This is a genomic window from Caballeronia zhejiangensis (assembly GCF_022879815.1).
Lineage (GTDB): Bacteria > Pseudomonadota > Gammaproteobacteria > Burkholderiales > Burkholderiaceae > Caballeronia > Caballeronia zhejiangensis.
The window spans coordinates 139,953-158,074 of record NZ_CP084286.1 but is presented as its reverse complement, the minus strand read 5'-3'; the positions used below and the strand labels follow the sequence as shown (position 1 = coordinate 158,074).

Genomic DNA, 18,122 nt, shown 5'->3' with positions numbered 1-18,122 from the left:
CGTCGGCTTGCTAGCCTTTCCACATGATCGCGAGCAGCACCAGCACCGAGGCTATGAAGCCCGGCCACGAACTCGAGCCCTCCGCGCTGATCGCAAGCCACGCGAGATTCACATAAGCGGCAGTCAACAGGCCGATGAAAAGGCGATCGCCGCGAGTCGTCGCGATAGGCAGAAAACCCTTGCGTTCATGAGTCGGCGAGCACAGTTCCCATACCGTCATGCCGCCCAGCATCACGACGATGCAGCCGAAAAAAATCGCCACCTCGGGCGTCCAGTACATCCACGTGAACATCACACTCTCCCCATCGCGAAGCCCTTCGCGATGTAGTTGCGCACGAAGTAGATCACGAGCGCGCCGGGAACGATCGTCAGCACGCCCGCCGCCGACAGCACGCCCCAATCCATGCCGGCGGCCGACACGGTGCGCGTCATCACGGCAGCGATAGGTTTCGCGTTGACCGAAGTCAGCGTGCGCGCGAGCAGCAGTTCGACCCAGCTGAACATGAAGCAGAAGAAAGCCGTGACACCGACGCCCGACTTGATGAGCGGCAGAAAGATCTTCACGAAGAAGGCGGGAAACGTATAACCGTCGATATACGCGGTTTCGTCGATCTCGCGCGAGACGCCCGACATGAAGCCTTCGAGAATCCATACGGCAAGCGGCACGTTGAACAGCATGTGCGCGAGTGCGACGGCAATGTACGTGTCGGTCAGGCCGATGCTCGAATAGAGCTGGAAAAACGGCAGCAGGAACACGGCGGGCGGCGTCATGCGGTTGGTGAGCAGCCAGAAGAACATGTGCTTGTCGCCGAGAAAGCGATAACGCGAGAACGCATACGCGGCAGGCAGCGCGACCAGCACGGACATCACCGTGTTCATCAGCACGTAGATGATCGAATTGATGTAGCCCCAGTACCACGAGGGATCGGTGAAGATCACCTTGTAGTTGTCGAACGTCACGTGCTGCGGCAGCGTGGCGAACGTCGACATGGTCTCCTCGTTCGTGCGCAGGGAGATCGACAACATCCAGTAAAGCGGAATCAGCGCGAACAGCATATAGACGACGAGCACCAACGTCCGCATCCAGCGGCGCTTATCCTGCATGGTCGTCTCCTTGCGCAGCGGGGCCGCCTCTGCCGACGCGATTCATCCAGTTATAGAGAATGAAGCACAACAGCAGAATGATCAGGAAATAGATCAGCGAAAAAGCCGCGGCCGGGCCGAGGTCGAACTGGCCGACCGCTTTTTGCGTCAGGTACTGACTGAGGAAGGTCGTGGAATCGCCGGGTCCGCCGCCTGTCAGCACGAACGGCTCGGTGTAGATCATGAAGCTGTCCATGAAGCGCAGCAGCACGGCGATCATCAGCACGCCGCGCATCTTCGGCAACTCGATGTAGCGGAATACCGCAAAGCGGCTCGCGCCATCTATCTCCGCGGCCTGATAGAAGGCGTCCGGAATCGCGCGTAAGCCCGCATAGCACAGCAGCGCGACGAGCGGCGTCCAGTGCCAGATGTCCATCACCAGCACCGTGAGCCATGCGGCGGTGGGACTCGCCGTGTAGTTGTAGTCGAAGCCGAGACTATTGAGCCAGTAGCCGAGCAGTCCGATATCGGGGCGCCCGAAGATTTGCCAGATCGTGCCCACCACGTTCCATGGAATCAGCAACGGCATGGCGAGCACGACGAGCGTCGCCGATGCGCGCCATCCCGAAGCCGGCATCGACAGTGCGAGGCCCACGCCCAATGGAATCTCGAACAGCAGAACGCACGCAGAGAAAATGACCTGTCTGCCGAGTGCCTGGCGCAAATCCGGATCGGTCATGGTGTTGCGAAACCACTCCGTACCGACGAACACATGCTGCGTCGGGCCGATGATGTCCTGCACCGAATAGTTGACCACGGTCATCAGCGGCAGGATCGCGGAGAACGCGACGCAGATGAACACCGGAACGACCAGCAACCACGCTTTCTGATTGACGGGCTTCATCGCGCGGCCTCTTCGGAGATGCGTGTTTCGACTCGTTCGTCGTTGCAGAAGAATACGGTCTCAGGCGCAACCAGATGCAGCCAGGCAGGTCCGTCGACAATCCGCACATGCGGTTCGAGCCTCGCATTGAACACATGGCCGTCGCATTGCGCGGTCACCAGTTGATAGTTGCCGAGTTGCTGTGCGCGAAGCACCCGCGCGTTGAGCGCACCCGCTCCGCCTTCATGCGAAAGCCGTACGAATTCCGGGCGAATCCCCAGCTTGAGCGCGCCGTTTGTCTGCTGATGCGCGGCCCGTAGCGTCGCGAGCGTGCCCGCGTCGAGCGGCAGGCGCTGCGAGCCGATTTTTGCGCCGTCTGCGTCGAGCTCGATCGGACAGAGATTCATGCCCGGACTGCCGATGAAGTAGCCGACAAAAGCGTGATCCGGCCGCAGAAAAAGCGCATCGGCTCCGCCTTTCTGAACGACGCGGCCATTCGTCATGACCACGACTTCATCCGCGAAAGTCAGCGCTTCTACCTGATCGTGCGTCACGTAGATAAGCGTGAGCTTGAGTTGCTGATGGATCTTCTTCAACTGCCGGCGCAGCATCCACTTCATCGCGGGATCGATCACGGTGAGCGGTTCGTCGAAGAGAATCGCCGCCACGTCCTTGCGCACGAGGCCGCGCCCGAGCGATATTTTCTGCTTGGCGTCGGCGGCCAGATTGCTCGCCTTGAGCGGCAGATCGCGCGTCATATCGAGGATTTCCGCGACTTCGTGCACGCGCTTCGTGACCTCGGCGGTCGACATCACCCGATTGCGCAGCGGAAACGCGAGGTTGTCGAACACGGTCATCGTGTCGTAGACCACGGGGAACTGGAACACTTGCGCGATGTTGCGCTCGCGTGCGCCGAGCGCAGTCACGTCGCGTCCGTCGAACAGCACCTTGCCCTCCGACGGCTTGACGAGCCCCGACACGATATTCAGCAGCGTGGTCTTGCCGCAACCCGATGGCCCGAGCAACGCGTAAGCGCCGCCGTCATCCCAGACCATGCTCATGGGTTGAAGCGCGTAGTCGTCGAGCGTCGCGGGGGCCGGTCCGTACGCGTGCCCGAGATTCTGGAACTCAATGCACGCCATGAGCTGCCTCCGGGCTGGACACCAGTTGGGTATCCGCGCCGAACACGAACAGTTCGTCAGGGTCGATGAAAACATCGAGCTGCGTGCCGAGCTCGATCTGATGCACGCCCTGCAATTGCGCAACCAGGTCGACCGCGCCGGTCAGCGTGCGCAAGTGCAGGTATGTTTCCGAGCCGCTCAGTTCAGCGAGTTCGAGCCGGCACGCAACGGCGATCGCATGAGCGGCATTCGCCTCGAGACGCACGTGCCCCGGCCGGATGCCGATGCGGCATGCGCCGTTCGCGGCGAGACCGTGCCGGACCGGAACCTCGACGCCGATCGGCAGACGCGCGCGGCCGTTGCCGCAGTCGCTCGTCAGCATGTTCATCGGCGGGTCGTTGAAGACGGCTGCGGCCGCGACGTTGACCGGTGCGTTATAGACATCGAGCGTGGGACCGAACTGCAGAACCCGGCCTTTATCGACGATTGCCGTATGGCCGCCCAGCAGCAGCGCTTCGAGCGGTTCGGTGGTCGCGTAGACGACCGTCGTCTTGCCGTCGGCGAAAAGCGTGGCCAGTTCGAGGCGCAATTCCTCGCGCAGCTTGTAATCGAGATTGACGAGCGGTTCGTCGAGCAGCACCAGCGACGTGCGCTTCACGAGTGCACGCGCGAGCGCGCAGCGCTGCTGCTGTCCGCCCGACAGTTCGCCTGGCCGCCGCTCCAGCAAATGGTCGATATGCAGTCGGGCCGCGACTTCGTGCACGCGCCGGCGGATTTCGGCAGGGTCGGTTTTTTGCAGACGCAAAGGCGAGGCGATGTTCTCGAACACCGTCATCGCGGGGTAGTTGATGAACTGCTGATAGACCATCGCGAGATTGCGCTGGCGCACGCTGACGCCTGTCACGTTCTGGCCGTCGACGAGCACCCGGCCGTCGTTCGGCCTGTCGAGACCCGCCATCACGCGCATCAGCGTGGTTTTGCCGGCCTGCGTGGGTCCGAGAAGCACGTTGATGGCGCCTGGGACAAGGCGCAAATCCACGCCGTACAGATACGGCTGCCCGCCAGAAACGACACTGACCCGCTCCAGTTCAAGGACCAAATCGCTCTCCTCTCGGCATGCACGACGCCAGCCGCAGAGCTGGCGCTTCAGAATGACGTCAATTGGGTTGCGCTTCGATTACATGCAGCAGGCAGAATGTCCCTTTTGTTGGTTTGCGTTTAAATCGGGGTAAACCTTACGACAGGATGAAATCCGGAAACCGGCTGCGGGCTGGGGGCGATCGGCATGAGATACGTTGAAATAGAGCATTGACTCAATTTCTTTAGACGCACGTTGGACGGTCCGATTGCTGCGTAGCAAAAAGGCGGATTCGTATGCTGCCCGTCGGCACGAACGGCGCATTCGCCGAGCCTCAGAAGAGAAACCACGCCTCGGCGTCTCTCGCGAGCGGCGAGGCTGCGGTGCGTTCGGGCAGCGCGCGGAGATGCGCGCGTGCATGCTGAAGTGCATCGGAGAAACCGCGCAGTGTCTGCGTCGTCGGCCGGTCGTCGAGGCGGCGGCGTTGCACGGCCTGCGCGACGTTCCGGTGTATCAGCGCCGTCTGCGCATCGATATAGGCGATGCACGCGCGCGCGAGCGCCGTCGATAACGTGCCGATACCCATGAGCGCCGGCACGCTCGCAATGGTGCGATAACCGTCGGAAGGAAGCATCGCGAGCGCGCGGCGCGGATCGGCGAAGTCGCGTCTCAGGACATCGAACAACGGCGCGGCCCATAGCTCGCGCTCGATGCCTAGCGCGTGCCGTCTGCGTTGCACGGCCGCCTTGGCCTCTTCATCCACGATCTCGCCAGCCCTGAGGAGCAACGCACCCGGATGCTCGCCCGGGCGGATGCATTGCGCGCCGATCCATCCCGCGCCATGCGAGCGCTGCGCAAGCACCGCATGTTGCAGGTGATCGGGCACGAGCGGGTCGAGCGGCACCGCGATGCACTGATCCGGCTTGCCCTTTGCATGAAGGCCGCACAACCCGTCATGCGCAAGCGCGGAACAGCGGCCGAGCGACGGGTAATCGAGCGCAAGCGTCGCGATGGTGATGGCACTGGCCTCATCGACGGGAAACGCGTGCAGTGGCGTGTCTGCGCCTCGCGGCATGCGTCCGAGCGCGATGCAGCCGACGAATACGTCGCGGTGTTCGAACAGTTCGCGTAGCGACATCGCCGGCGGACTGTTGCAGCATTTGCCGCACGCGGTGCAGTCGAACGAGTAGCTATTCACCAAGGCCGGCGCACGGAATCCTGATACTGCGTGAGGATGAAATGCGCGACGTCGTCGGAATGAAAGACACGAACGAGTCGCCCGACCCAGGCGGCCTTCGCGTCGCGCGTACGCACGGCGAGAACATGCTGATAAGGCGAGCGCGCATCTTCGATGCAGATGCTGTCGCGGCCCGGCTTCAGCTTGTTGCGCGCGGCGTCGTCGGCGTTCATCGCGACGAAGCTCGCCGTGTCGAGCGCTTCGTAGAGCTTCGCACGTTCCACCCGGCGGATCTTCAGACCGAAGCGATTGCCGGCGATATCCCCGAGCGTCGGATGAAGGCCCGCGCCGTCCTTCAGCGTGATGAGCGCATAGTTCTGCAGGAGGATCAATGCGCGCGCGGTGCCGGCGGCATCGGCCGGAACGGCGACGGTCGCGCCGCGCGGCAAGTAGGCGATCGATGCGAGCTTGCGCGAGTAGAGCGCCAACGGCAAGGTCACGGTCGCGGCGACGCTTTCGATCGCGTAGCCGTTGCGCGCGCTGCGGGCGGCGAGGCTGGCTTCGTCCTCGAAACTGGCGGCATCGATCGTACCGTTTGCGAGCGCGGCGTCGATGCGCGCGGCATCGTCGAAAGTCACGACGGCGAGCGGCAAGCCCTGCTTCGCGGCGACTTCACGCACATGCGCGACGATCGTCGCTTCCTCGCCCGGCATCACGCCGATGCGAACCGTCTGCTCCGCGGCATGCGCCGTCGTCACGAAGGAGGCTGCCAGAACCGCCCCCGCGAAAACGAATCGCGCGCGCATCAGCCGTCCCTCAGCACGGTGCGAAAGCCGATATGCGACGCGGGCAAATCCGCTTCCTGCTGCTCGCGCGACGACGCCCGGTAGCGTACGCAATAATCCTGCGCGCACAGGAACGAGCCGCCCTTGATGACCATGGCCGTGTCGTGCTTGCGCGCTGGGATCACCGCCGCCGTGTCGCCGTTCGAATGCGGCTGACGCGGACCGGTGTAAGGATCCTTCGTCCATTCCCATGCGTTGCCGATCATGTCGTACAGCCTGAAATCGTTCGCCGCATAGCAACCGACCGGCGCCAAACCCGCATGGCCGTCTTCGGCGGAGTCGAGCACGGGAAACACGCCTTGCCAGTAATTCGCCGATGGCTTGCCGCGCGCATCGCGCGGAGCGGCGTCGAGCTGCGCGCCTTCCCGCCCGGCCTTGCCCGCGTATTCCCACTCGGCCTCGGTCGGCAGATCGCGGCCGAGCCAGTGCGCGTAGGCGAGGGCGTCGGCGAGCGTCACCATCGTCACCGGACGATTTTCGCGCCCTTTCCATGTGCTCGACGATCCCGTGGGATGCTTCCACGACGCACCTTTCACCCACGACCACCACGCGAGATCGCGTGCGTTCATTTCTTCGCGCGTCGGGACATGGAACACGACAGCGCCGCCCTGACGCTCGGCTTCGGTCACATAGCCCGTCGCGTCGACGAAAGCGGCGAACTGCGCGTTGGTTACATCGGTCTGGTCGATCCAGAAGGCTCCGACCTTCGTCTTGCCATCGCCCATCGGGCGCTCGTCCTCATAACCCAGTGTGCTGCCGAAGACGAATTCGCCGCCGCGCAGGTGCACCATGCCCGCGCGCGGATCGTCGCGCCACTTGGCGGGAATGCCCGAATAGCGTTCGCATTGCTGCTCGGAGCCGAGCGGCGCCAGCGTGCGCGCGAGATTGCGCGGATCGAAGCCGTGCTCCGCGTTCACGGCGAGCGCCCCGCCGAAGCCCGCGCCGAACAACGCGAGCGTCACGGCGCCGGCGCCTGCAACGGATGTCCATCGACGACTCATCGCGCGCTCAATAGTAGCCGCGCGGCCGCAGCGGTTCGACGCCGCCCACCGTGCTCATGTAGCTGTTCCACTGCTGCACGAGACTGTCGATGACCGACGGATTCTGCGCCGATACGTCGTTGTTCTCGCCGCGATCGGCCTGCAGGTCGAAGAGCTGCCAGTGACCGTCGGCGGGACCGGTCGGCGGCTCGGTCCAAAGCGCCTTCCAGCGGCCATCGGAGCTGCGCAGATAGCCGCGTCCATAGGCTTCGTCACCGAACGCGGCGGTGTGCACTTCCGCGGTGCCGTCGCCCTTGAGAATCGGGAGCAGCGACTGTCCGGTGACCGGATAGACGTAGCGGTTGTTATAGACCACCTTGCCCTTGTTCGAATCGACGCCCGTGAGCGTATTGATCGAAGCCGGCGCGGGCTGCGTCGGCGGCGTGATCTGTGCGACGGCGAGGAAGGTCGCGGTGTTGTCGGTGACGTGCGTGAAGGCGCGCAAGGTGGGCAACTGCGCCGTCTGTCCGGGCAAATGTGCGATGAGCGGTGTCGATACGCCGCCTTCGCCCGCGTAGCCCTTGGTGAGGCGGAACGGCGTCGCGCTGACTTCGGCCCAGCGCAGGCCGTATTGCAGACGCCGCGCGTTCTGCTGACCGTTGTCGGTGCCGAGCGTCGAATAGACCGCATCGGATGCGTTCGCGGTATCGGTCGCGGTCGGATCCGCGCCCGAGTCGATCGGCCAGCCTTCCGCGCCGTTATCGGACTGAAACAGGATGAACGTGTTGTCGTATTCGCCGATGTCTTTCAGATGCTGGATCAGCAGGCCGATGTTGTGATCGAGATTCTCGACCATGCCGGCATAGATTTCCATGTAGCGCGCTTGCGCCTTCTTCTCGGCGGCGGACAGGCTGTTCCACGACTTGTTGACCGTGCCGGGACCATAGTCGCTGTAGCCTTGCGCGGCGTTGTGCACGGCGCTGATGTATTTCGCGTTCGCGGTGCCATTGTTCGCCGTGGCGGGCGACGAGGTCAGCGTTTCCGGCGCGCCCTGATACGGATTGAAATCGGCGGGAATGATGCCGAGCGCCTTCTGCCGGGCAATCCGCGCATTGCGGATGACGTCGTAACCTGCGTCGTACTTGCCCGCATAGTTGTGCAAGTAAGGCTCGGGCACCTGCAAAGGCCAGTGCGGCGACGTGTAGGCTGCGTAGGCGAAGAAGGGCTTGCCGTCGCCCTTGTTCGAATCGATGTAGGAGATCAAGCGCTGCGTATAGAAGTCGGTCGAATAGAAGACGCTCGGACTGCCGCCTGCGCCGCCTGGCTGGCCGGGCTGTCCCGGCTGAACGTATTGACCGTCTTCCGTGTAGTTTTTCGAGCCTGCGGGTTCGTGCGCGAAGTGATTCGTCGCGGCGCCGCCGAGCAGCGCATAGCTATGCTCGAAGCCCCACTGATCCGGCGTTTGCCCGCCGCCTGTGGTGCTGCCTACGATTCCCGAGCCGATGTGCCACTTGCCCGCCATGTACGTGTGATAACCGCCATCCTTCAGCAACTGCGCGACCGAGAGCGCCCGGTCGTTCAGATAGCCTTCGTATCCCGGCAGGCCCTTGCGTTCGTCGGTTGGCGTGCCCATCGTGCCTTCGCCGACGAGATGGTGGTCGGTGCCTGAGATCAGCATGGCGCGCGTGATCGCGCAGACCGTGCCGGTGTGATGGTTCGTGAGGATGCGGCCCGATGCGACGAGCGCATCGAGATTCGGCGTGTTGATTTCGCCGCCGAACGCGTGGATATCCGAGTAGCCGAGATCGTCGGCCATGATGTACAGGATGTTCGGCCGTTTGGCGGCGGCGACCGGCGCGGTCGTCGGCGAGCTGTCGCTGGAAGAGCCGCACGATGCCAGCGCGAAGAGGCTGGCGACGGCGAGCGCAACGGCGGCGCGGCGGGTAGCGATCGAGCGGTGCAAGGTCATTGTCGTTATGGCGGTCCGTTGAAAGCGAGCGGCGATCTTAGCAACCGGCTCAAGGCCGCCAAAGATCGATTTCTGCTTTGCTTGTCGCCTTCAGAGATTTGAAAGAACCGCGATTGCGCGTCGCGCGAATGCGCTCGGCGACGCTCGAAGCACGAGGCTTCGAGCGTGCCTTCCGGATGCGCCCGATTCGTGGGCGCGTAGGGAAACGGTGTGAGCGCAGCGTATCGAGGGTGTCGTTCCGCGCTTTCGCCGCGGGATTTTCACCGGTTCGATGCGGTTCTTCGCAGCTCAGAAGCGCACGCGCACGCCGCCGAACGCCGCCACTTGCCGGTTCGTCGACGACGGCGTGCCCGCGTCGGCGATAGCCGCGATCTTCTGATAGCCGTTGCCGACGCGCGTCGAGGCATCGCCCGCCGCGAGCTGATAGACGCCGGAGAGATAGAGGTCCGTGCGCTTCGACAATACATAGTCGACGCCGAGCGTGAACTGATGCCAGCGCGGCTTGAGTGTCGCGCCGCCGGTGCCGGGCAGACTGTTGGCGCGGCCATCGGTGAAGGTGTACACGCCGATCAGCGTCGTCGCCGGCGTAATGTTGTAGCGGCCGTTCACATCGTAGTTGTTGAACTTGCGCGACGAGCCATCGTTGTAGTCGAGCTGCGTGTGGCTCCATGCGAAGCCGACTGTCGCGACCGATCCGATCGCATAGTTGCCGCCCGCGACCGCCACTTGCTGCCGCGCGACGCCGCCGTTCAGGCCATAGAAGAAGGCGCCGCTGTAGTCGTCGCCGGACGTGGTCGATGCACCGCCGACCGCGCCGCTCGTGTTCGACGCGACATTCGGATGATCGAGCAGCAAATAGCCCGCGCCGAGTTGCAACGGCCCGCTGGCGTAGCTCGCCGATACGCCCCAAGCGCGGTTGTTGCCGAAGCCCGCGCCCGCGCCGTTGCTCGCCTGATTGCTGAACCCGTAGAGCGCATCGACAGTCACGCCCGCGAAGGTATCGCTCTTGAACTTCACGGCATTGTTGATGCGGAAGGTCTGATTCAGATTGTCGTTATCGCCGACGTGCGTGGCGGGCGACCAGAATCCCGGCCCCGCGAAGAGCGCAACGAGATCCGTGTTCGGATCGTACTGACGCCCGAGCGTCAGCGTGCCGATGCCCGTCTTCGCCACGCCCACATAAGCTTGCCGCCCGAATTCGCGTCCGCCTTGAGCGAGTGTGCCGTCGTTGACGCGATAGCCGCTCTCGAGCGCGAACAGCGCCTTGTAGCCGCCGCCCAGATCTTCGACGCCTTTGAGGCCCCAGCGGCTGCCGTTGAGCTTGCCGCTCGTCGCCTGCACATTGGATGCGCCACGCTGATTGTTCGTATAGGCGAGGCCGGCGTCGATGATCCCGTACAAGGTGACGGAACTCTGTGCCTGAACGATGCCCGGAAGGGCGGCCAGTAAGCCAGCGGCGCCGGCGAGTGCGACTCGTTTCATTCGCTTCCTTAGGTATTAACCATGAGTTCGAGGAAGCCGGATACTACGGTCGTGCTTACCGAAGTCCAACAAAGGATTTTTCGTTTGTAATGGTCGGAGCGTCTGATTTGGATTCCGGATTACATCGGAGAAGCGATGCAGAAATCGCGAGCAGGCGCGCAACGAACGCTTCGCGCCGCGCGAGGCCGGTCATATCGATATGAGGCTTCGTTGGTTAGCGCGCCGGCCGTTGCTGCATAACATGAGCGGCTGCGCGTGATGTCACGCATTCATACCGACAGGAGCACCATGAGCGCTGACGAAAGACTCGACCGTCTGATCGACCCCGAACGCACTTCGAGCAACCCGAAGGCGAACTATCGCAATGCCACCCGCTGGGGCGATCTCGTGTTCGTGTCGGGCAAGTCGGCGGGCGCCGCCATCGACGGTAAGCCGTCCAAAGGCAGGCTGGGTGACACGCTCACGCTCGAAGACGGCGTTTCGTTCGCACGCGAGGCGGCACTGGAACTGCTGCTCGTGCTGCGCGATGAACTCGGCTCGCTCGAACGCGTGAAGCAGGTGCTCGACGTGCAGGGCTTCGTGAACGCCGACGCCGCCTTCGAAGACCACGCGAAGGTGCTCGACGGCGCATCGGATCTGCTGGTCGAGGTTCTGGGCGATGCCGGCGTGCACGCGCGCTCGGTGTTCGGCGCCGTGTCGTTGCGCGGCGGGCAGCCGGTGATCCTGCGCGCCGTCGTCGGCGTGAGCGACTCATGATGTCATCGCATTCGCAGGAGCGCGTTAGACGATGGCGCTTAAGCAACCCTTGTCATTTGCATAGTCGCAATCGCGATTGGGCATCCCGAAACCGCGACCTATAATCGGGCGCCCGACTGCCTGTCTTCTCTGCCCGACTCATCGAGCATGCCGAAAATCCCGCGTTTCTCATCGTTTTCCGCCACACGGCCCGGCGATCCCGCGAAGCCGGAGCAACACGCTCCCGCGTCGCCGCGACGCCGGATGCTGGGCGGCCTCGCGCTGTCGGCAGTCGTGGCGCCTCACGCGAATGCGGCGTCCGGACGCTTGCAGCCGCTCAGCGTCGAGCCGTGGACGCGCATGCCTGGCGCGCCGATTCTCGATCATCCCTATGGCCTGCCATCCCCGCGCGAATCGGAGGTCGTGCGTCGCGCGGCGCGTGCGTGGCCGGTGCCGGGAGCGGCTTCGTCGCTGACGCCGCTCGCCGATCTGCACGGCGCGATCACACCGAACGGGCTTGTCTACGAACGCCATCACGCCGGTGTGCCGGATATCGACCCGGACCAGCACCGGCTCGTGATTCATGGCCTCGTGCGCGAGCCGAAGCTCTTCACGATGGACGATTTGCTGCGGCTGCCTTCCGAGTCGCGCGTGCACTTTCTCGAATGTTCGGGCAACACCGCGAGCGAATGGAAAGGGCCGAGCGGGCTGCCCGTTCAGCTCACGCACGGGCTTCTGTCGTGCTGCGAGTGGACCGGCGTGCGGCTTTCGACGTTGATCGAGGCGGCCGGCGGGCTCGCTGCGAACGACGGCCACGCGCCGCGCTGGATTCTCGCGGAGGGCGCCGATGCAGCCGCGATGACGCGCAGCCTGCCGCTCGATCGCGTGCTGGATCGCGCGTTCGTCGTGTATGCGCAGAACGGCGAGCGGCTGCGGCCGGAGAACGGCTATCCGCTGCGGCTTCTGGTCCCCGGCTTCGAAGGCAACACCAACGTGAAGTGGCTGCGCAGGCTGAAGCTCGTCGACGCGCCGCTCGAAACGCGAGAGGAAACGTCGAAATACACGAACTTGCTGGCCGATGGTCGCGCGCGCCAGTTCGTGTTCGAGATGGATGCGAAATCGGTCATCACGCGGCCATCGCCCGGGCACAAGTTGACGACTCACGGTTACTACCCGATCGTGGGGCTCGCCTGGTCGGGACGCGGTGCGATCCGTCAGGTCGAAGTATCCGTCGATGGTGGCCGTTCATGGCAAGCGGCGCGGCTCGATGGCACGCCCGGCGATCGCGCGCTCACGCGCTTTCATGCGGGATGGGTGTGGAACGGTGAACCGGCCACGATCCTCTCGCGGGCAACGGATTCGACCGGATACATCCAGCCGACGCGCGAGGCGCTCGTCGCCGCGCGCGGGCTGAACTCGAACTACCACTACAACGGCATTCAGCAATGGCGCGTCGACGCCGATGGCAGCGTGAAAAATGCATAGGGAATCAACTCGACAACTTCGCGCCGTGCGCCCGCTGATCGTGGGTCTGACGGCGCTGTGTCTTACCGCCTGCTCCGGGCCGTGGCGGGACGGGCGCGCGTCGCAGGCCGGGTTGGACGATGCAACGCATCGCGCGGCTGTCGGCACGATCGGCACGATCGGCACGATCGGCACGCCCGTGAGCGCGGCGGACATCGCCGCGTGGAACATCGATGTCGCGCCTGACGGTCGCGGCCTGCCCGCGGGCAGCGGCGACGTGGTGACCGGTGCGCGGATCTTCGCGGCCAAGTGCGCCTCGTGTCACGGCGCGAAAGGCGAGGGCGTGCTGGGCGACCGGCTGATCGGCGGGCGTGGCACGCTCGCGAGCGAGAAGCCGGTGCGCACGGTCGGAAGCTACTGGCCATACGCGACGACACTGTTCGATTACATTCGCCGCGCGATGCCCTATAACGCGCCGCAATCGCTGAGCGCGGACGAGGTGTATGCCGTGAGCGCGTGGATCCTGAATCAGAACGGCATCGTTCCCGACGACGCCCGCCTCGATGCGCATTCGCTTGCCGCCATCCGCATGCCGAATCGCGATGGATTCGTTCCGGACCCGCGACCGGGACGCCTTTGACATGCATAGCATGACGTAATGACGAATCGATGCGGCCGGTGATTTGCAAACGTAAAAGGATTGGTTGGCCATGCGTTCGTCGGCCCCTAGCATGAAGCGGTTCGGGCAATGTTGCCTGAATTTGCCGCGAGGACTCGCTCCATGCAATACAAAGGTTATGAGGTTGCACCCTCCGCTCAGGCCATGCCGAGCGGCTTGTATGCGGCCAACCTGACGATCGAACATCGCCGGTACGCGCACGGTGCAAGCTTCACTTTCGATGCGCTCGATTACTTCTTCGAGCGCGATCATGCGATCGCCTATGCGGCACGCTGGGCGCGGCTGTGGATCGATCAGCGCAGCGCGCGCAAGAAGCGCGGATAACGTCGAGGAAGCATCGGATAGCCGCATGAGCTGTCGGTCCGGAAGGCGCCCGCGATCCGTCTTTCGTCATGCGCGCCGCAGATTTGGTTAGCAGATCCAATTCGTTCCAATCTCCGCGCGGGATGGTTACGCTGTGGCGGCTCTCAACCACGCATGACGCCGACCATGACCCAACGCGATCTACTCATTCTGCTGGAACCGGGCTTCACCGATCCGAAGCGCCCGGGCGAAGTGTTCATCTGCCCGGACGGTGCGCCGATCGAAGGTCTGCTCGCAAGCGATCCGGCGCGCAACGCGCGCCTCGATATCCGCCGCGTGCCCTTCGAGCGTCCCCGCAAGGCCGCGGTCGAAGCACTGAGCGAGGCGCATCAAAGTCTGCCGGTGCTGGTGCTGGGCGATGCGTACCCCGCGCCGTCCGACGCGCAAACCGTCGGCGAGAAACGCTTCGTCACCGATACGCGCCGCATTCTCGCGTTGCTCGCAGAGCGCCACGGTTTTCCCAAAGTGCATGACTGATCCGGCAAACGAGACTATTCGCTCATGCCCCGACCTATACATCTGAATCTCTTCGTTCACGGACGCGGCCATCATGAAGCAGGCTGGCGTCATTCCGGCGCGACGCGCCAGGCGCTGACCGATATCGACTATTTTCGCGATCTCGCCGTCAGGGCCGAGCAAAGCCTGTTCGATTCCGTGTTTTTCGCCGATGCCCTCGCGCTCGGCGATGGCGCGCAATTCGTCGCGTCCGGCGCGCTCGAACCGATCACCACGCTCGCGGCGCTTTCGCAGGCGACTTCGCGCATCGGGCTGATCGCGACGGCATCGACCACGTACACCGAGCCGTTCAATCTCGCGCGTCAGTTCGCTTCGCTGGATCACATTTCGCGCGGGCGCATCGGCTGGAACATCGTGACCTCGTGGGTCGGCGGCGCGGGGCCGAACTTCGGCTACGAGCAGCAGATCGAGCATGCGGAGCGCTACGCACGCGCGCACGAGTTTCTCGAAGTCGTCACGCAACTGTGGGATAGCTGGGCCGATGACGCCATCATCGATGACGCGTCGAGCGGACGCTTTCTCGATCCGGCGCGCGTGCGCAAGATCGGCTATCGCGGGAAGTTTCATCGCGTGGCGGGGCCGCTGAATCTGCCGCGCCCGCCACAGGGGCATCCGGTGCTGGTGCAGGCGGGCTCGTCGGCGACGGGCAAGGCGTTCGCCGCGCGCCATGCGGAAGCCGTCTTCACCGCGCATCTGACGAAGCAATCCGCGATCGACTTTTATGCCGAGCTCAAGGCGGGCGCGAGGGCCGCGGGCCGCTCGGAGCAGGACATCGTGATCCTGCCGGGCATCAGCGCGGCGATCGGTTCGACCGAAGCCGAAGCCAGCGCTCTGCTCGACGAACTCGACTCGATCACCGATGTCAGCGTGGGACTCGGCCGCCTGTCGAACCGCTTCGGCGGCTACGATTTCTCGACGCTGCCGCTCGATCAGCCGCTGTCCGTCGATGACTTTCCGGACCCGTCGACGGTGCAGGCCGCGCAAAGCCGCGCGGCAGTCATCACGCAACTGGTGGCGCGCGAGCGTCCGACCTTGCGCAGCCTGTTGAGGAAGCTCGCGGCGGCGCGCGGGCATTTCACGCTGTCCGGCACGCCCGAACAGATTGCAGATGTCATTGCCGACTGGACCGAAAGCCGTGCCGCCGATGGCTTCAACGTGATGCCGCCCGTACTGCCCGCGCAGCTCGAGCACTTCACCGAGCATGTCGTGCCGATTCTGCAAAGGCGCGGCCTGTTCCGGCGCGAGTACGAAGCCGCCACGCTGCGCGGTCACTACGGTCTCGCACGTCCCGCCAATCCTTATTTCAAGTCTTGATGCCGATCCGCTTCCTGAAATCCATCATCGCCGCCGGTTGCTTCGCCGCCGCGTTTGCTGCGCACGCTGACGAGGGCTATCCCGCGCAGATCAACATCGGAATCCAGAAGGGCGACGGTCTCGTCGCGCTGCGGGCATCGGGCAAGCTGGAGCAGGCCTTCGCTTCGCATCACGTCAAGGTTTCGTGGCACGAGTTCGTGTATGGCGCGCCGCTCGTCGAAGCCATCAATGCGGGCGACGTCGATGTAGGCACGGTCGGCTCGACGCCGCCGATCATGGCGCAGGCGGGCGCGGCGCCATCGGTCGTGTATGTGGCGTATGCGCCGAGACTCGTCAAAAGCTATGCGATCGTCGTGCCGAAGGATTCGCCCGTGAAGGACCTGCGCGATCTGAAGGGCAGAAAGATCGCCTTCGCCAAGGGCTCGCAAGGGCACCTGTTCGTGCTGAAGGCGATGCAGGATGCCCACATGGACCCGAACGCCGCGCAGTTCACGTACCTGTCCTATGGCGATGCGCGCTCGGCGTTCGAGCGCGGCTTCATCGATGCGTGGGCCGTGCCCGATCCGCGTTACGCGGACACCGAACTGACCACCGGCGCGCGGACCATTCTCACCATCGGGGATCTGTCGGTGCCGCAATACGGCTTCTATATCGCGACGCGCGACTTCGCGCAAAAGTATCCCGCCGCGCTGCGTCTGCTGTTCGATCAGCTTGCACGTCAGACGAACGACAGCCTCGCGCATCCGCAGGATACGGCGCGCTTTTTGTCCGCCAATACGGGCGTGCCGCTCGCCGTATGGAACCGGGCGATCTCGCGCCTGGAGTGGGGCGCGAGCTATCCGATTCCCGACGACGTCCTTGGCGCGCAGCAGGACTCGGCGAATCTGGCTTTCGATACGAAGGTGATTCCGCGCCGCATCGATGTGCGCCAGGCGGTGTTGCAGATCAGGTAAGGATCGACGCGCGCGCTACGCAAGCCTTATCCGTTTAGCGCCGCTTTTCATATGCTTCGTCGAATTCGTTCGTGGCGTCGTTCGCGTCGCCCGTACAAGATGGAGAGTTATCCCTTTCTGTGGAGCTTTCCATGAGCGGCGATGCCCCGCGCCAACTGCATCTGAACATCAACGCGCTTCATTCCGGATTCGTGCCGTCGGCATGGCGTCTGCCGGATTCGGATCCGAACGTATTCCTCGACGTGAGCCACTATGTGCGCCTGGCGCAGCTGGCGGAACGCGCGTGTCTCGATGCAATCTTTCTCGCCGATAGCGCCGCGATCTCCGATCAGCTCGACATGCGCCCTATCACGGCGCTCGAACCGACGATGCTCCTCACGAGCATTGCAGCCGCGACCACGCATCTTGGGCTGATCGCGACGGCATCGACGAGTTACAACGAGCCGTATAACATCGCACGCCGATTCGCGACGCTCGATCTGATCAGCGGCGGGCGCGCGGGCTGGAACATCGTGACGACCGCGGACCTGCCGTCTGCGCGCAACTTCGGTCACGACACGGTCCCCGACCATGCAACGCGCTATGCACGCGCGGACGAGTTCGCGGCGCTCGTCAAGACGCTGTGGAATAGCTGGGATGACGACGCATTCATCGCGGACAAATCGAGCGGGCGCTTCGTCGATCTCGACAAGGTGCATCCGGCCGATCATCGTGGGCGATTCTTCAGCGTGCGCGGCGCGCTGAATCTGCCGCGCTCGGCACAGGGTCATCCGGTTCTGGTGCAGGCGGGCGCATCGGGCGACGGACGCGAGCTTGCCGCGCGTCACGCGGAAGCGGTGTTTTCGGCCTCGCAATCGTTCGATGAATCGCGTGCATATCGCGAAGATCTCAACGCGCGCGCGGCGCGTTACGGACGCGGCGCGAACGCGGTGAAAGTGCTCGCGGGACTGACGACGATCATCGGTTCGACGGAAAGCGAGGCGCTGCGACGCCGTGACGAACTCGTCGATCTGATTCCGGTGCAGTACAGCCTGAACCGCATCGCTGGCACGCTCGGCGTGCCCGTCGATTCGCTTTCGCTCGACAGGCGTTTGCCCGACGACTTGCCGCTGCCCAATGGCGGCAACGGCAATCACACGTTCTTCAACGCGACGCTCGCGCAGGCGCGCACGCATGGCTACACGGTGCGCGAGCTCATCCGTGCGCTGGCGGGCGGCGGCGGACATCGCGTGATCGTCGGCACGCCCGAGCAAGTCGCGGATGACATCGAGCACTGGTTCAGGAACGGCGCCGCCGACGGCTTCAATCTGATGCCCGACGTGCTGCCCGATGGTCTCGAAGCCTTCACGGAAGGCGTCGTGCCGATACTTCAGCGGCGCGGCATTTTCCGTCGCGCCTATGAGGGCAAGACCTTGCGCAGCCATCTGGGGTTGTCGGTGCCCGAGGGCGCGGTGCTCGACATGCATTAGGCGGGTGGTGG

18 protein-coding genes are annotated in these 18,122 nt (G+C 64.1%); 8 read left to right on the top strand and 10 right to left on the bottom strand.

All coding sequences use genetic code 11. The annotated features are described in order from the left end of the window. Nucleotides 1-10: 10 nt before the first annotated feature. The 10 genes from LDZ23_RS26915 to LDZ23_RS26870 form a co-directional block, all read right to left on the bottom strand. A complete protein-coding gene (locus LDZ23_RS26915; RefSeq protein ID WP_008346804.1) occupies nt 11-292 on the bottom strand; it encodes a DUF2160 domain-containing protein in 282 nt (93 codons plus the stop codon). Next, nucleotides 292-1,104, bottom strand: coding sequence for a carbohydrate ABC transporter permease (locus LDZ23_RS26910; RefSeq protein ID WP_008346802.1), 813 nt, complete (start codon nt 1,102-1,104; stop codon nt 292-294). Before LDZ23_RS26910 ends, LDZ23_RS26915 begins: the two co-directional genes overlap by 1 nt. Then, complete coding sequence (locus tag LDZ23_RS26905; protein WP_008346800.1) at nt 1,094-1,987, bottom strand: carbohydrate ABC transporter permease; 894 nt, start codon at nt 1,985-1,987, stop codon at nt 1,094-1,096. Before LDZ23_RS26905 ends, LDZ23_RS26910 begins: the two co-directional genes overlap by 11 nt. Further along, nucleotides 1,984-3,108 (bottom strand): ABC transporter ATP-binding protein, encoded by a 1,125-nt coding sequence (locus tag LDZ23_RS26900; protein WP_008346798.1) that lies wholly within the window; start codon nt 3,106-3,108, stop codon nt 1,984-1,986. Before LDZ23_RS26900 ends, LDZ23_RS26905 begins: the two co-directional genes overlap by 4 nt. Further along, on the bottom strand, nt 3,095-4,186 hold the full coding sequence (locus LDZ23_RS26895) for an ABC transporter ATP-binding protein (protein WP_008346796.1): 1,092 nt from the start codon (nt 4,184-4,186) through the stop codon (nt 3,095-3,097). Before LDZ23_RS26895 ends, LDZ23_RS26900 begins: the two co-directional genes overlap by 14 nt. 313 nt (nt 4,187-4,499) lie before the next feature. After that, on the bottom strand, nt 4,500-5,303 hold the full coding sequence (locus LDZ23_RS26890) for a hypothetical protein (protein ID WP_244808298.1): 804 nt from the start codon (nt 5,301-5,303) through the stop codon (nt 4,500-4,502). A gap of 56 nt (nt 5,304-5,359) precedes the next feature. Further along, complete coding sequence (locus LDZ23_RS26885; protein ID WP_244808297.1) at nt 5,360-6,148, bottom strand: MetQ/NlpA family ABC transporter substrate-binding protein; 789 nt, start codon at nt 6,146-6,148, stop codon at nt 5,360-5,362. After that, nucleotides 6,148-7,188 (bottom strand): formylglycine-generating enzyme family protein, encoded by a 1,041-nt coding sequence (locus LDZ23_RS26880; protein WP_033535804.1) that lies wholly within the window; start codon nt 7,186-7,188, stop codon nt 6,148-6,150. Before LDZ23_RS26880 ends, LDZ23_RS26885 begins: the two co-directional genes overlap by 1 nt. 7 nt (nt 7,189-7,195) lie before the next feature. After that, nucleotides 7,196-9,136, bottom strand: a complete 1,941-nt coding sequence (locus tag LDZ23_RS26875; RefSeq protein WP_008346790.1) for an arylsulfatase — start codon at nt 9,134-9,136, stop codon at nt 7,196-7,198. A 288-nt stretch (nt 9,137-9,424) separates the two neighbouring features. Further along, a complete protein-coding gene (locus tag LDZ23_RS26870) occupies nt 9,425-10,618 on the bottom strand; it encodes a porin (protein WP_008346788.1) in 1,194 nt (397 codons plus the stop codon). A 288-nt stretch (nt 10,619-10,906) separates the two neighbouring features. On the opposite strand from LDZ23_RS26870, the gene LDZ23_RS26865 reads away from it, so the two are divergent. From LDZ23_RS26865 to LDZ23_RS26830, 8 genes are all read left to right on the top strand, one after another. Then, nucleotides 10,907-11,374 (top strand): RidA family protein, encoded by a 468-nt coding sequence (locus LDZ23_RS26865; RefSeq protein ID WP_008346786.1) that lies wholly within the window; start codon nt 10,907-10,909, stop codon nt 11,372-11,374. 243 nt (nt 11,375-11,617) lie between these two features. Next, entirely contained in the window at nt 11,618-12,838 is a 1,221-nt protein-coding gene (gene soxC / locus LDZ23_RS26860) for a sulfite dehydrogenase (protein ID WP_033535828.1), read from the top strand. A 25-nt stretch (nt 12,839-12,863) separates the two neighbouring features. Then, complete coding sequence (locus LDZ23_RS26855; protein ID WP_008346784.1) at nt 12,864-13,457, top strand: c-type cytochrome; 594 nt, start codon at nt 12,864-12,866, stop codon at nt 13,455-13,457. Between the two features lie 141 nt (nt 13,458-13,598). Beyond that, on the top strand, nt 13,599-13,820 hold the full coding sequence (locus LDZ23_RS26850; protein ID WP_033535802.1) for a DUF6566 family protein: 222 nt from the start codon (nt 13,599-13,601) through the stop codon (nt 13,818-13,820). A 165-nt stretch (nt 13,821-13,985) separates the two neighbouring features. Next, nucleotides 13,986-14,336, top strand: coding sequence for a DUF3088 domain-containing protein (locus LDZ23_RS26845; protein WP_033535827.1), 351 nt, complete (start codon nt 13,986-13,988; stop codon nt 14,334-14,336). A gap of 24 nt (nt 14,337-14,360) precedes the next feature. Continuing rightward, nucleotides 14,361-15,689: an LLM class flavin-dependent oxidoreductase gene (locus tag LDZ23_RS26840; RefSeq protein WP_008346780.1), complete on the top strand. Its 1,329-nt coding sequence runs from the start codon at nt 14,361-14,363 to the stop codon at nt 15,687-15,689. Continuing rightward, nucleotides 15,689-16,642 carry an aliphatic sulfonate ABC transporter substrate-binding protein gene (locus tag LDZ23_RS26835; RefSeq protein WP_008346779.1) on the top strand — a complete coding sequence of 318 codons (954 nt, stop codon included), beginning with the start codon at nt 15,689-15,691 and terminating at the stop codon, nt 16,640-16,642. Before LDZ23_RS26840 ends, LDZ23_RS26835 begins: the two co-directional genes overlap by 1 nt. A gap of 131 nt (nt 16,643-16,773) precedes the next feature. Further along, nucleotides 16,774-18,111 (top strand): LLM class flavin-dependent oxidoreductase, encoded by a 1,338-nt coding sequence (locus tag LDZ23_RS26830; protein WP_008346778.1) that lies wholly within the window; start codon nt 16,774-16,776, stop codon nt 18,109-18,111. Nucleotides 18,112-18,122 lie beyond the last annotated feature (11 nt).

What these genes read in the sequence shown, in the direction of transcription:
- LDZ23_RS26850 (WP_033535802.1), top strand. Translation starts at nt 13,599, where the DNA reads ATGCAATACAAAGGTTATGAGGTTGCACCCTCCGCTCAGGCCATGCCG.
- LDZ23_RS26900 (WP_008346798.1), bottom strand. Translation starts at nt 3,108, where the DNA reads ATGGCGTGCATTGAGTTCCAGAATCTCGGGCACGCGTACGGACCGGCC.
- soxC (WP_033535828.1), top strand. Translation starts at nt 11,618, where the DNA reads ATGCTGGGCGGCCTCGCGCTGTCGGCAGTCGTGGCGCCTCACGCGAAT.
- LDZ23_RS26885 (WP_244808297.1), bottom strand. Translation starts at nt 6,148, where the DNA reads ATGCGCGCGCGATTCGTTTTCGCGGGGGCGGTTCTGGCAGCCTCCTTC.
- LDZ23_RS26915 (WP_008346804.1), bottom strand. Translation starts at nt 292, where the DNA reads ATGTTCACGTGGATGTACTGGACGCCCGAGGTGGCGATTTTTTTCGGC.
- LDZ23_RS26865 (WP_008346786.1), top strand. Translation starts at nt 10,907, where the DNA reads ATGAGCGCTGACGAAAGACTCGACCGTCTGATCGACCCCGAACGCACT.
- LDZ23_RS26840 (WP_008346780.1), top strand. Translation starts at nt 14,361, where the DNA reads ATGCCCCGACCTATACATCTGAATCTCTTCGTTCACGGACGCGGCCAT.
- LDZ23_RS26830 (WP_008346778.1), top strand. Translation starts at nt 16,774, where the DNA reads ATGAGCGGCGATGCCCCGCGCCAACTGCATCTGAACATCAACGCGCTT.
- LDZ23_RS26880 (WP_033535804.1), bottom strand. Translation starts at nt 7,188, where the DNA reads ATGAGTCGTCGATGGACATCCGTTGCAGGCGCCGGCGCCGTGACGCTC.
- LDZ23_RS26845 (WP_033535827.1), top strand. Translation starts at nt 13,986, where the DNA reads ATGACCCAACGCGATCTACTCATTCTGCTGGAACCGGGCTTCACCGAT.
- LDZ23_RS26835 (WP_008346779.1), top strand. Translation starts at nt 15,689, where the DNA reads ATGCCGATCCGCTTCCTGAAATCCATCATCGCCGCCGGTTGCTTCGCC.
- LDZ23_RS26910 (WP_008346802.1), bottom strand. Translation starts at nt 1,104, where the DNA reads ATGCAGGATAAGCGCCGCTGGATGCGGACGTTGGTGCTCGTCGTCTAT.
- LDZ23_RS26905 (WP_008346800.1), bottom strand. Translation starts at nt 1,987, where the DNA reads ATGAAGCCCGTCAATCAGAAAGCGTGGTTGCTGGTCGTTCCGGTGTTC.
- LDZ23_RS26870 (WP_008346788.1), bottom strand. Translation starts at nt 10,618, where the DNA reads ATGAAACGAGTCGCACTCGCCGGCGCCGCTGGCTTACTGGCCGCCCTT.
- LDZ23_RS26875 (WP_008346790.1), bottom strand. Translation starts at nt 9,136, where the DNA reads ATGACCTTGCACCGCTCGATCGCTACCCGCCGCGCCGCCGTTGCGCTC.
- LDZ23_RS26890 (WP_244808298.1), bottom strand. Translation starts at nt 5,303, where the DNA reads ATGTCGCTACGCGAACTGTTCGAACACCGCGACGTATTCGTCGGCTGC.